Below are 13,183 nucleotides of genomic sequence, written 5' to 3' on the forward strand. Positions count from 1 at the left end.
ACGGCATGCGCAGAAAGCGACTTCAGATCCGGGATCATCAGGCCGAATCGTCTCTGTTTTTCAGACGAGCGGTCTTCTCCTTTGTCGGTATCTTTGCTTTGATTGGTGTGCTGATTGCGAACCTGTATCACATTCAGGTTCGTGAGTTTGAAGATTATCAGACCCGCTCCAATGACAACCGCATCAAAATTGTCCCTGTCTCGCCTAACCGCGGCATGATTTACGACCGTAACGGCGTATTACTGGCCGAAAACAGGCCAGTGTATTCGCTGGAAGTGGTCACAGAGAAAGTCCCGGATCTGGATGATACCTTTGGCCGTCTGAAATCACTGCTGGGGATCACAGAGGAAGAGATTGAACGCTTTGACAAAGAGCGTCGCCGTACCCGGCGCTTTAACTCTGTACCGCTGCGTAACCAGCTGACCGAAAAAGAAGTCGCCCTTTTCTCCGTTAATCAGCACCGTTTTCCGGGTGTGGAGGTTAAAGCCTACCTGAAACGTTACTACCCTTACGGCGACGCGCTCACCCATGTGCTTGGTTATGTGGCAAAAATCAATGACAGGGATCTAGAGATGCTGGACAGGGAAGAGCGCCTTAACAACTACAAGGCCACCCGGGATATCGGCAAGCTGGGCATTGAAAAATACTATGAAGAGTTGCTGCACGGCACCTCTGGCTACCAGGAAGTCGAAGTCAACAGCCGCGGCCGTATCATCCGCACCCTGAAATATGTACCGCCTGTGCCGGGCAAAGATCTGCGCCTGAATCTGGATATTGGTCTGCAGTTGTATGTTAAAGAGCTGCTGACTGAAAAGAAAATCGACCCGGAAACCGGTGAAGAATACACCAAGCTGAAACGGGGTTCTGTGGTGGTGATGGATCCAGAAGATTCCTCCGTGCTTGCGATGGTTTCCAGCCCGAGTTATGACCCTAACCTGTTCGTACATGGCATTTCTTCGAAACAGTACAACGAATTACTCAATGACAAAGACAGGCCGCTGGTGAACCGGGTTACTCTGGGGATTTACCCGCCGGCCTCAACCGTCAAACCGGCGATTGCTGTGGCAGCCTTAGCCGAAGGCGTCATCACAACACGGACGACACGCAACGATCCTGGCTACTGGAAAATCCCGAACACCAACAGCCGGCCATTCCGTGACTGGCTGCGCTGGGGTCACGGCAAAGTCAGTATCCACAAAGCCATTGAAGAGTCAGTCGATACCTTTTTCTATCAGATTGCCTATGACATGGGGATCGACAGGTTATCATCATGGATGAGCAAGTTTGGCTACGGTGAATATACCGGGATTGATATTGCGGAAGAGAGCAAAGCAAACATGCCTACCCGCGAATGGAAACAGGCACGTTTCCGCCAGCCCTGGTATCAGGGCGACACCATTCCTGTCGGGATCGGGCAAGGGTACTGGACATCAACGCCATTGCAGATAGCCAAAGCGACCACAGTACTGGTCAATGACGGTGTTGTCCGGGCGCCGCATTTGCTGAAAAGCATTATGGATGCCGATGGAGAAATCCCCGCCAAGTACGAAGTTTTTCCACCCATTTCCGGTGTCGATCCTAAATACTGGCAGGTCGCCAAAGATGGTATGTACCGGGTACTGCATGGCAACCGCGGGACGGCAAGACGCGCTTTCTACGGCGCAGAATACAAAGCTGGCGGTAAATCCGGTTCAGCCCAGGTTTTCGGACTGGCTGAAGATGAAGAATATAATGCCGAAGAGCTTGAAGAACATCTGCGAGACCACGCGCTGTTCACCGCTTTTGCCCCCTTTGAGCACCCTGAATACGTAGTGGCAATGGTGCTTGAAAATGCCGGTGGCGGTTCCAGTAATGGTGGCCCGGTCGCAAGGCAGATTTTTGACCATATGCTGCTCAATCAAGATGACAAAGATAAATCGACATTGGCTGAGGTTTCGCAATGAGTATCATGGCTGCGGCAGGCAGCAAAGCCACCTTGAGTGATCGCCTGCATATCGACGTTCCTTTATTATTGGGGATCCTAACGCTGATGGGATTCGCCCTGGTCGTCATGTACAGTGCCAGCGGCCAGAACCTTGACATGATGGAACGCCAGGCGGTCCGTATGCTGCTGTCTCTGGCGGTGATGTTCATCCTGGCCCAGATTGCCCCTCGCCACTATGAAGCCTGGGCTCCCTATCTGTTCGGGGTCGGCTTACTGCTGCTGGTGGGAGTACTGCTGGTGGGCGAAATTTCCAAAGGGGCACAGCGCTGGCTGGATCTGGGCGTCGTCCGTTTCCAGCCTTCTGAATTGATCAAACTGGCTGTCCCCTTAATGGTGGCCCGTTTTATCGGAAACCACCCGCTGCCCCCCAGCCTGAAAAATATTATCATCGCAACCCTGATGATTTTCGTGCCAACCATTCTAATTGCCAAACAACCCGATCTGGGCACATCGATCCTGATCGCCGCATCCGGGGTATTTGTGCTTTTTCTGTCCGGCATCAGCTGGCGGATTATTATTTTTGCCGGCATGCTGATCGGTGCGTTCATCCCGGTGCTCTGGTTCTTCCTGATGCATGATTATCAGCGCACCCGGGTGCTGACACTGTTTAACCCTGAGTCCGATCCACTCGGCGCGGGTTATCACATCATTCAGTCGAAAATTGCCATTGGTTCAGGCGGTATTACCGGTAAAGGCTGGCTCCACGGTACCCAGTCACAGCTGGAGTTTTTGCCGGAACGCCATACCGACTTCATTTTTGCCGTCATCGCAGAGGAATGGGGACTGTCCGGGGTCATCGGCCTGCTGGCCCTGTATCTGTTCGTTATCGGCCGCGGACTGCTACTGGCCAGCCGGGCACAAACCGCCTTTGGCCGTATGATGGCAGGCAGTATCGTATTGAGCTTTTTTGTTTATGTATTCGTCAATATTGGCATGGTCAGTGGCTTATTGCCTGTGGTCGGCGTTCCGCTGCCCCTGGTCAGCTACGGCGGCACCTCCATGGTCACCCTGATGGCAGGTTTCGGTATCCTGATGTCTATCCACACCCACAGAAAAATGTTGTCCAAGGCTAACTGATGCACACAGTGTCCAAATCACTCGCTTTTTCACTCAGTGTCACCCTGCTCATGGCAGGGTGCAGCACGACTCACTCCGATCGCTATCAGATAAAAGATGACCACGCGCCAGAGAGTTCCCCCACCCTGGATCACATTGAAGATGCACAGCCAAGGTACGAGCCCAAAAGTCTGGCCGGCAATAAAGATTACACGCTGAGAGGCCAGGCCTACGCCATTGTACCGGCCGAGCAGCCTTTTAGTGAAGAAGGGCTGGCCTCATGGTACGGCAAAAAGTTTCATGGTCACAAAACGTCTAACGGCGAAATTTATGACATGTATTCGATGACAGCGGCGCATAAAACCTTACCGTTACCCAGCTATGTCAGAGTCACCAACACCAGCAATGGCAAAAGTGCCATTGTCCGGGTCAATGACCGCGGCCCGTTCCATGAAGGGCGTATCATAGATCTCAGCATGGCAGCGGCCACCAAACTGGATGTGGTGGGTCACGGCACGGCGCCGGTCAAAATTGAGCTGCTGCAGATGCCCAAACCAGACTCTACTGCTGAATGGCAAAGCGCAAATCCCAAATGGTTCTTTGTGCAATTGGCAGCATTCAGTGATCTCAATAAAGCCCAACTCGCCGCTCAGAAGCTCAAATCAGAGTTCAACACCCAGGTTGATGTAAAAAAAGCCGAGTCCGCCGCCGTCTTTCGGCTTCGCCTGGGTCCGTACCTCGACTCAGGTGAAGCCGAGATACAAAGAAATAAAGCCAGGGCGAGCCAATTCCCGGAAGCATTTGTCGTTTCTGAACAACGTGAGTTGAACTAATTTGTCAGGGCAAAGTCTGACAAAAGAATGTAAAAATTTCACAAGATCCCTCAATGAACCACTATTCCTCTGGTTGAGAACTGTTTAAACAAGCTCAATCTGATATAGTGGTTCCAATTTTTTGATATCCGTAACCCAAGTAACATATATCATGAATAAATCTGCTGCATTTTTTCGCTCTGTCGCTGTTTCAACCGCTTTACTGACTAGTCTTTCAGCGGCCGCGGCGCCCGCCGTTGTTCCAGAAGCCCCGCAGATAGCCGCTAAAGGTTATGTCCTGATGGATTACCATTCAGGCAAAATTCTTGCCGGGCAACAAGAATACGATAAGATTCCACCTGCAAGCCTGACTAAAATGATGACCAGTTATGTGATCGGTCAGGAAATCAAACGCGGTAACATCTCTATGGATGATACTGTTGTGATCAGCAAAAATGCCTGGGCAAAAAATTTCCCGGGTTCATCAAAAATGTTCATTGAAGTGGGCAGCGAAGTAAAAGTCGCTGACCTTAATCGCGGCATTATTATTCAGTCCGGCAATGATGCCTGTGTGGCCATGGCTGAACATGTCGCCGGTTCAGAAGACTCGTTCGTTGATCTGATGAATGGCTGGGCGAAATCGCTGGGCATGGATTCAACACACTTCGCCAATGTACACGGCCTGGACAACGACAAACTGTACACCACACCTTATGATATGGCCTTGCTGGCACAGGGTCTGATCCGTGATGTGCCGGATGAGTTTGCCATCTATAAAGAAAAATCATTCCGTTACAACGGCATTGAACAGTTTAACCGTAACAGCCTGCTGTGGGACAAAAGCCTGAATGTTGACGGCCTGAAAACCGGCCACACGGACAATGCGGGTTACAGCCTGGTCAGTACCGCCACTGAAGGTCAGATGCGCCTGATTGCGGTTGTGATGGGCACCAAAAGCGCCAATGCCCGTAAGGCTGAGAGTAAGAAGTTACTGAACTACGGTTTCCGCTTCTTCGAAACCGTTTCGCCGCATAAAGCGAACGAAACTTTTGTCACCGAAAAAGTCTGGATGGGCGACAACGATGAAGTCTCCCTGGGCGTCAATCAGGATACTTTCGTGACCTTGCCTCGCGGTTCCGCCAAAGATCTGAAAGCTAACTTTGTGCTGGAAAAAGAGTTAAAAGCGCCTATCCGTAAAGGCGACGTGGTAGGTAAACTTTACTACCGTCTGGGCGATGAAGACGTGGCTGAATACCCGCTTCTGGCGCTCAACGACGTTAACGAAGGCAGTATTTTCAGCCGCTTAATTGACTACGTAGTCTTACTCTTTAAAGGCTGGCTAAGCTAAGTCACCGCTTTTGATAAAGGACAGCCTCGCTGTCCTTTTTCTTTTTGCCGCTGCGGCCTGCTTCCCAGCCCCTATGCTTGACTTGTGTTATGGACTGCGAGCCATTAATATGCTGCCCTAAATTGTGATATACCGCATACCTTCCTGGGAGTTCAGCATGCAACAGCAAGAACAGCCAAAACTTAAAGATTTACTCGAGTTCCCTTGTCAGTTTTCTTTCAAGGTAATGGGCTTTAACAAGCCTGAGCTGCCTGATTTGGTGGTGGAAGTTGTCCAGCGTCATGCGCCTGGCGATTATACCCCAACCGTTAAACCAAGCGGAAAAGGGACCTACAGTGCCGTGTCTATCACTATCACAGCGACCCATATTGAGCAGGTTGAAACCCTGTATAAAGAGCTGGGTGAAATCGACATTGTTCGTGTCGTGCTCTGATACCTGGTCCTACCGAGCAATTGGCGGCTGAAATTTTAGCCGCCACGATTTATAATGCACCATTATTGGTCTCGAATGGCTCTCAACTGAGACCGACAGACAACATGGGTGAAATGTGCAACGAAATCTCATTGTCCGCAATCTGGGCCTGACAGACTATTCTGTTACTTATGAGGCCATGCATCACTTTACCGCCAACCGTGATGACGACACTGTCGACGAAATCTGGCTGGTTGAGCACCTTCCCGTCTTTACACAGGGTCAGGCTGGCAAAGCTGAACACGTGCTCAATCCCGGCGACATCCCGATTTTTCAGAGTGACCGTGGCGGACAGGTGACCTATCATGGTCCCGGACAACAAATGATGTATCTGTTGATTGACCTGCGTCGCCATAAACTTGGCGTCCGCGAACTGGTCACGCACATTGAAAACACCGTAATCAACACGCTATCCCGCTTCGGTGTAGCATCCAACGCCCGTCCTGATGCACCTGGCGTGTATGTCGACGGTAAAAAAATCTGCTCACTCGGCCTACGTATCCGTCGCGGCTGTTCTTTTCATGGTCTGGCTCTTAATGTCGACATGGATTTAACACCTTTTCTGCGTATTAATCCCTGCGGTTATGCGGGTATGGAAATGACTCAGCTGGCCAGGCTAAATGGCCCTACAGAACTGGCTGACGTGCAACCTGTACTTGTCGATGAGTTAGTGAAACTGCTCGATTACCAGAGCATAGAGTGGACAACGGAAAGCAATTAATCATGAGCAAACCGATCGTAATTGAACCTGGTGTCAAATACCGTGACGCCGATAAAATGGCCCTGATTCCTGTACGTAACATGGAAGCAGAGGAAAAGCCTCGCGAAATGCTGCGTAAGCCAGAGTGGATGAAGATCAAGCTCCCGGCCGACACTCAGCGTATTCAGGAAATCAAAGCGGCGATGCGCAAGAACAACCTCCACTCCGTGTGTGAGGAAGCCTCTTGCCCTAACCTGGCAGAGTGTTTCAGTCACGGTACTGCGACCTTCATGATTCTGGGTGCTATCTGTACTCGTCGTTGTCCGTTCTGCGACGTGGCCCACGGCCGTCCTCTGCCTCCGAATGCCGAAGAGCCGGTACAGCTTTCTCAGACCATTGCCGACATGAAACTGCGCTATGTGGTTGTCACCTCGGTTGACCGTGATGATCTCCGTGATGGTGGTGCCCAACACTTTGCTGACTGTATCCGTGAGATTCGGGTGAAAAACCCTGACATTAAAATCGAAACTCTGGTACCCGACTTCCGTGGTCGTATGGATCATGCACTGGAGATCCTGCGCGATAACCCGCCGGATGTCTTCAACCACAACCTGGAAACCGCACCGCGCCTGTACCGCAAGGCCCGCCCGGGTGCCAACTACCAGTGGTCACTGGATCTGCTGAAAAAGTTTGGTGAGATGCATCCTGAAGTGCCGACCAAGTCAGGCCTGATGATGGGACTGGGTGAAACCAAAGAAGAAATTGTGGAAGTACTGAAAGATCTTCGCGCTCACGGTGTCACCATGCTGACACTGGGTCAGTACCTGGCACCAAGCCGACATCACCTGCCGGTTGAGCGTTATGTGCCGCCGTCAGAGTTTGATGAGCTGAAAGAAATCGCGCTGGAACTGGGCTTTACTCATGCTGCCTGTGGCCCGTTTGTTCGCTCATCCTACCATGCCGATCTGCAGGCAAAAGGCGAAGTAGTGAAATAAAACGCGTGATAGCAAAGAATACTCTTTCTCTTATCCGTACATAAGAAAACGCTTCGGCAATCCTTTCAGATGCCGAAGCGTTTTTTTGTCGTTCTCGTTTTGTCAGTTAACTTTTGTTAAGAATCAGAAAAAAATTACTTCTGATTATCTTTGTCAATCACAGCGGCTAATACCGGAGCAATACTTTCTAATGCCTCGTCTGTGATCGGTTTTCCGTCTTCATCTGTCACTGTGATCGAAGTCCGGTTACCCAAATCCCCCAACTGCAACTTATATTCGCGGTTTTCCAACTGCAGAGGCTGAATGCCTAAATCGACCCAGAAGCTGTCATCCGGGTTACGGAAGCTCACATCGATCGTGCCTTGTGAGCGATTACGCCCGTCGACAGTAAAGCCCAAGGTCTGCAACAGACTTGGCAGGCGTTCCCAGAACACGTTGTAAGGCGCGCGGGCGATAATCACAGGCAAGCCGCTACGATCCTGGCCCATAGTGATTGGGATCTGCTTCACCAGCTCCTCGGCACGTAATCTTGCTTTCTCTCGCTCATAAGCATCGTACTTGGCCATCACCAGGTTGGTCATCAGAATGCTGTAACGCTCCTGATTAACCATACTGACAGGTTTCTCTACACCGGCTTCACGCCAGTCGAGCAGTTTGATGGTATACAGGTTCTGGTCGTTGGCACTGTCACGAGAAATCCGATAGCGACTGCTTATCTCAGTATCTTCATCTTCGTTGTTCCAGTTCACCCACCCGGTTTCAAGCGTCCGGGCCGTATTCACATCAAGAGCAATATTACGCTCAGTTGCCATACGTTTGGTCAGAGTCCACAACTCGTCCAGTTCAGCCGAATTCACTAACTGCAAACTAACGGTACCATCACTGTTGTGCACAGTTCTGGCACCAGGGATCAGGGCCAGAACTTGCTGAGGAGGACGAATATCTACAGCCCTGCCAATCGCGCCCGGGTATTCTTTAGACGGTATCGCATACTCGTTCGACAGCGTCGCTGCTGAGCCGCTAGGGCTGTTCCAGCTGCTTAACGGCGCTGTTTCCAGATAATTAAAATCCTGGTTAGCCTGTCGGCGTCGCTCTGCACTGCCAGAACAGCCAGCCAAAGCAGCCACCATGACAGCTGTAACTGCCAGCCTGTAATTCACATTCATGTAGAGTTCTTACGTTCCTATGCGGTAGCCAGTGAAGGCAGCAGTTTCGCATCTTTCAACGCTTGCAACACCACAGGTTCAGCCTCTTTGCTCAGTGGCGTTAATGGCAAACGCAGTGTGCCGTGCTGAATCAGTCCAAGCTTTTGTGCTGCCCATTTCACCGGAATGGGATTGGACTCAACAAACAGGTGCTTGTGCAGCGGCATCAGTTTAGCATCAATGGCTTTCGCCTCGTCCAGTTCTCCTTTTAAGGCCAACTGGAACATAGTTGCCATATCTGGTGCTGCAATATTCGCCGTCACAGAAATCACGCCGTGACCGCCGCGTGCCACAAATTCCAGACCTGTTGCATCATCACCGCTGAATTGGAGGAAATCTTTGCCACAAAGTTCCCGTGTTTTTTCCACTCGGGCTAAATCACCTGTCGCATCTTTGACGCCGATAATGTTATCCAGCTTAGACAGGCGGGCAACCGTTTCAGGCAACATGTCTACCGACGTACGACCTGGTACGTTATACAGAATCTGAGGCAGATCGGTGGCTTCTGAAATCGCTTTAAAATGCTGATACAAACCTTCCTGAGTCGGTTTGTTGTAATACGGTGTGACGGTCAGGCAAGCTGCCACGCCCGTACCCGAGAATAGTTTGCTAAAAGTGATGGCTTCATGGGTGGCATTAGCGCCTGTACCGGCAATAACAGGGATACGTCCCTGAGCAAAATCGACTGTCTTCAGCACGACTTTGACGTGCTCTTCAACAGTCAGAGTCGCTGACTCACCTGTGGTACCAACAGCGACAATCGCGTCTGTACCCGCTGCAATATGATATTCAACCAAGGATTTCAGGCTGGCGTAATCAACTTCGCCGACTTCATCCAAGGGCGTAACTAGCGCTACCATGCTACCAGTAAACATGTCGATCTCCCTTTTTTATTGATTTCTCATGGTACTTTTCAGTGGCAGTAAACACAAGCAAGTAGAATGTAAAATAGCTGTCATAGCTGGCCATATCCTGTTCGTTAATTCTGTCCTGTGATCCCCTGTCAAAAGTGGATTAAACCAGTGGCTTGCACCATTGCCAGCGAATTTAACAACAAAATATACCAATCATAACAATATCATCATTTGCGCAGGTAACTTCATGGCAGGAGATAAGTTGGCTGTGCTACCATGCAAACATAAAGGTCATCAATGTGAAACTGTATGGAACACTACCTCGTCATCACCGCAATCGGCTCAGATCGCCCGGGTATTACTGATGAAATTACCCGACATATCTCACTCAGCGGCTGCAATATTGAAGACAGCCGACTGGCTATTTTTGGCAGTGAATTTACCTTCATACTTTTACTGTCAGGAACGGCAGCATCGATAGCCAAGGTTGAAGCAACCCTGCCACTTCAGGCCCAGCAGTTTGATCTGCTGACCGTTATGAAAAGAACCACCAAGCACGAGCACCGCTTTTATCCCTATACCGCCGACTTCCACATTGAAGGCAATGATGCCCCGGGTCTGATAGAAAAGTTCACCCATTTCTGTGCCAGCCGCCAAATAGACATTTCAGCACTCAGTGCTCACTCCCAGGAAGAAGTAGGTAAAGGTGAAGAAGACCAGCTCACCTTACAGCTCAGTACTAATCTGCCTGAAGGTTGCAATCTGATGTCTTTGCAGGAAGAATTTGAAGCCCTGTGCCAGACAGTGCAAGTCACAGGCACAGTGACATTTACCGGCCATTTACCCAAGTAACCTCCGAATGATAAGGAACGACACATGCAAACCTTGACTGCAGGTACTCCTGCACCTGACTTCACTCTGCCAGATCAGAATGGTGCGCCTGTCAGCCTGAAAGACTTCAAAGGTAAAAAAGTACTCGCTTATTTTTATCCTAAGGCCATGACCCCGGGCTGCACCGTACAAGCCTGTGGATTACGCGACAGCAAATCGGAGCTGGATGCGCTGAACGTCGCTGTACTGGGTATCAGTATTGATCCGGTCAAACGCCTGCCTAAATTCATTGAGCGCGACAACCTGAACTTCACTCTGCTCTCTGATGAAGATCATGCTGTTGCCGAACAGTTTGGCGTATGGGGCGAGAAAAAGTTCATGGGCAAAGTGTACGATGGCCTGCACCGCATCAGCTTTCTGATTAACGAAGACGGTGTCATTGAACATGTCTTTAATAAATTCAAAACCAAAGATCACCACGAAGTCGTGCTGGCTTATCTGAACGGCAACAGCTAGTCCTGCGGACACTCAGCAAAGGCCGTCAGCTCGGCCTTTGTGCTTTCAGCGTCATTGCCCTGAATTGGTCACTTTTCGGGCCCCGATAACCATGGCTATCCCTCCCAGAATCGCCATCGAAGCGACCAGCAATCGTAGTGTCACGGGCTCCGATAACATCAGCACACCACCGACAGCCGCCAGAACAGGCACGCTGAGCTGAACGGTAGCCGCTATCATTGCGCTCAGCGAAGGTAAGACAGTATACCAAATCGCATAACCGACGCCTGAGGCTAGCCCACCAGAAAGCACGGCATACCACACCCCGAGCACATCCAGCTCAGTTTTCGCCCATATCAACCAGCATGCCAGACCAAATGGCACAGCACGCAAAAAGTTCCCTGCCGTCGTCTGGAGCGGATCTGTGGCACCTTTACCTCGCAGGGTATAGGCTCCCCAAGCCACCCCCGCCATCAGCATCAGAACAGCTCCCTGCCAGGAAGGCGCTGACACCCCGGGTAACAAAAGTACCACCAGCCCTGCCAGGGCAAGTGTAAAACCAATCACTTGCAAGGAAGTCAGCCTTTCACCTTTGCTCAGCGCAACGGCCATCATGGTGATTTGCACCGCAGCAAACAGCAATAATGCACCAGTCGCTGCTGTCAGGCTGAGATAAGCAAAAGAAAAGCCGGCTGCATAGATGAAGAGTGCCAGCGCAGACAGCCAGTTGCCGCCCACACTCGCTTTGTGTTTCTTACCTGAATGACGGTAAGCGTGAATGAGCCATAAAAACAGAGCCCCCGCCAGTAAACGAATCAGAGTAAAACTGGCGGGATCAATTGTCGTGTCAGACAAGGCCACCCGGTTAAGCAGTGAATTGGCAGCAAACGCCAGCATCGCCAGCCCAGTCAGCAGTAATATCTTCACGGATATATTCACGCAACCTCCCTGTGCGATGACGAACTGCGTGATGGTTAATCGGTTTCTTCGCCATAATCTGTGGCCGGTAAAGCATTCCAAACGGCCTTCACCAGTGTGGCTAACGGAATCGCAAAGAACACCCCCCAGAAGCCCCATAACCCGCCAAAGACCAGCACGGAAATAATGATAGCGACCGGATGAAGATTCACCGCTTCAGAAAAGAGGACAGGAACCAGCACATTACCATCCAGCGTCTGAATAATGCCGTAGGCCACCAGCAGCCACCAGAAGTCTGGCGTCAGCCCCCACTGGAACAGCCCGACCATAGCGACAGGCAAAGTCACCGCTGCCGCGCCTATATATGGAATCAATACCGAGAAACCCACCAGCACAGCCAGTAACAAGGCATAACGCAAATCAAGCAGCGCAAAAGTGATGTAACTGACAGTACCGACAATAAAAATTTCAGTGACCTTACCGCGGATATAATTCGAAATCTGCTGGTTCATTTCAGCGCCGACCTTACTGGCCAGGCGACGGTTGCGAGGCAGTATGCGGCTGAAAGCACTGAGCATCTCATCCTTGTCTTTCAGCAAGAAAAAGACCAGTAAGGGCACCAAAATCAGATAGACAGCCAGTGTCGCCAGGCTCAACAGCGATGCCACTGAGCCTTTCAGAGCACTCTCGCCCATACCCAGCACTTTTGCGCGAAGGCTGGTCATCACAGTCGTTATCTGCTCCGGCTGAACCAGTTCAGGGTATCGCTCTGGCAGGCTGGACACATAATGCTGCAGATCGTTAAACATACTCGGCATATCAGAAAGCAAATTACTGATCTGATGCCAAATAACAGGAATCAACACGAAAACGGCCATCACCATTAACCCGGCGAACAGCAATATGACCAGAGTGACGGCCAGCGTTCGTGGCACTTTCATCCGGGTCAGATACATCACCGGCCATTCCAGTAAGTAAGCGAGCACTATTGCAGCAAGCAAAGGCGCGATGAGGTTGCCGAAAAAATAGATGGTGATGAAGCCCACCAAGAGGATCGCCACCAAACTGACCGCGTGGGGGTCAGAAAATCTGCGCTGATACCAGCGACTAATCATTTCGAGCATATGAGCGTCACAACCTTCTAGTAACGGTAATCACAAGTAACTGTGGGTTATCTGATTGAATATGAACCTGAAACCCATGATTCAACAAATAGCGTGGTATATCTTTTCTTGAGCCGGCATCACAGATATGTATCTCCAACGGCTGCCCGGCTTTGAGCAGACGGCAAGTGCGCTTTGCCGTCAGTAAGGCCAGCGGGCAACGGGTATCGGTTAAATCCAGCTTAGGTATTTCCATTCTCAGGCACAGGCGGTTATTATCCAACAAGTTATTGTAAATAACATTATGACGACAAGAAAGAAACACCCTGGAACTTTTGTTGTCATACCTGTAAGCGCGCAGATTGATTAACTGCAAATCCCGCAGCAACCGGAATATCAACATACGAATG

Annotated in this window: 14 protein-coding genes; 9 read left to right on the forward strand and 5 right to left on the reverse strand. The window is 50.7% G+C overall.

Annotated elements, in window-relative coordinates:
- Positions 1-5 precede the first annotated feature (5 nt).
- The 7 genes from mrdA (at position 6) to lipA (ending at position 7,367) form a co-directional block, all read left to right on the forward strand.
- The gene (gene mrdA / locus KCG43_RS06100) at positions 6-1,943 is read left to right on the forward strand and encodes a penicillin-binding protein 2 (protein WP_218383862.1); all 1,938 of its coding nucleotides are present in this window, start codon (positions 6-8) and stop codon (positions 1,941-1,943) included.
- Positions 1,940-3,061 (forward strand): peptidoglycan glycosyltransferase MrdB, encoded by a 1,122-nt coding sequence (mrdB, locus tag KCG43_RS06105; protein ID WP_192014588.1) that lies wholly within the window; start codon positions 1,940-1,942, stop codon positions 3,059-3,061. The genes mrdA and mrdB overlap by 4 nt, the downstream gene beginning before the upstream one ends.
- Entirely contained in the window at positions 3,061-3,873 is an 813-nt protein-coding gene (locus KCG43_RS06110; protein ID WP_218383863.1) for a septal ring lytic transglycosylase RlpA family protein, read from the forward strand. Before mrdB ends, KCG43_RS06110 begins: the two co-directional genes overlap by 1 nt.
- Positions 3,874-4,024: 151 nt before the next feature.
- Positions 4,025-5,200, forward strand: a complete 1,176-nt coding sequence (locus KCG43_RS06115; protein WP_218383866.1) for a serine hydrolase — start codon at positions 4,025-4,027, stop codon at positions 5,198-5,200.
- 157 nt (positions 5,201-5,357) lie between these two features.
- On the forward strand, positions 5,358-5,633 hold the full coding sequence (ybeD, locus tag KCG43_RS06120) for a DUF493 family protein YbeD (RefSeq protein WP_192014585.1): 276 nt from the start codon (positions 5,358-5,360) through the stop codon (positions 5,631-5,633).
- Between the two features lie 115 nt (positions 5,634-5,748).
- Positions 5,749-6,393: a lipoyl(octanoyl) transferase LipB gene (gene lipB / locus KCG43_RS06125; protein ID WP_192014584.1), complete on the forward strand. Its 645-nt coding sequence runs from the start codon at positions 5,749-5,751 to the stop codon at positions 6,391-6,393.
- 2 nt (positions 6,394-6,395) lie between these two features.
- On the forward strand, positions 6,396-7,367 hold the full coding sequence (lipA, locus tag KCG43_RS06130) for a lipoyl synthase (RefSeq protein WP_192014583.1): 972 nt from the start codon (positions 6,396-6,398) through the stop codon (positions 7,365-7,367).
- A gap of 134 nt (positions 7,368-7,501) precedes the next feature.
- Here lipA and bamC read toward each other — a convergent pair whose 3' ends face one another.
- Together bamC and dapA are read right to left on the reverse strand one after the other, a co-directional pair.
- Complete coding sequence (bamC, locus tag KCG43_RS06135; protein ID WP_192014582.1) at positions 7,502-8,533, reverse strand: outer membrane protein assembly factor BamC; 1,032 nt, start codon at positions 8,531-8,533, stop codon at positions 7,502-7,504.
- Positions 8,534-8,550: 17 nt separating this feature from the next.
- Entirely contained in the window at positions 8,551-9,447 is an 897-nt protein-coding gene (gene dapA, locus KCG43_RS06140; RefSeq protein WP_027253793.1) for a 4-hydroxy-tetrahydrodipicolinate synthase, read from the reverse strand.
- A gap of 288 nt (positions 9,448-9,735) precedes the next feature.
- Here dapA and KCG43_RS06145 point away from each other — a divergent pair, with 288 nt between their 5' ends.
- Both KCG43_RS06145 and bcp read left to right on the forward strand, forming a co-directional pair.
- A complete protein-coding gene (locus KCG43_RS06145) occupies positions 9,736-10,278 on the forward strand; it encodes a glycine cleavage system protein R (RefSeq protein WP_192014581.1) in 543 nt (180 codons plus the stop codon).
- A 24-nt stretch (positions 10,279-10,302) separates the two neighbouring features.
- Complete coding sequence (gene bcp / locus KCG43_RS06150) at positions 10,303-10,773, forward strand: thioredoxin-dependent thiol peroxidase (RefSeq protein WP_192014580.1); 471 nt, start codon at positions 10,303-10,305, stop codon at positions 10,771-10,773.
- Positions 10,774-10,824: 51 nt separating this feature from the next.
- On the opposite strand, the gene KCG43_RS06155 is transcribed toward bcp, so the two are convergent.
- From KCG43_RS06155 to KCG43_RS21510, 3 genes are read right to left on the reverse strand one after another with little or no spacing between them, the layout of a single operon-like run.
- Complete coding sequence (locus KCG43_RS06155) at positions 10,825-11,691, reverse strand: DMT family transporter (RefSeq protein ID WP_370630667.1); 867 nt, start codon at positions 11,689-11,691, stop codon at positions 10,825-10,827.
- 35 nt (positions 11,692-11,726) lie between these two features.
- On the reverse strand, positions 11,727-12,794 hold the full coding sequence (locus KCG43_RS06160; protein WP_218383871.1) for an AI-2E family transporter: 1,068 nt from the start codon (positions 12,792-12,794) through the stop codon (positions 11,727-11,729).
- Between the two features lie 7 nt (positions 12,795-12,801).
- Entirely contained in the window at positions 12,802-13,176 is a 375-nt protein-coding gene (locus KCG43_RS21510; protein WP_370630669.1) for a sulfurtransferase TusA family protein, read from the reverse strand.
- Between the last annotated feature and the right edge of the window lie 7 nt (positions 13,177-13,183).

The sequence above is a fragment of the Photobacterium sp. WH24 genome (assembly GCF_019204055.1).
Lineage (GTDB): Bacteria > Pseudomonadota > Gammaproteobacteria > Enterobacterales > Vibrionaceae > Photobacterium > Photobacterium arenosum.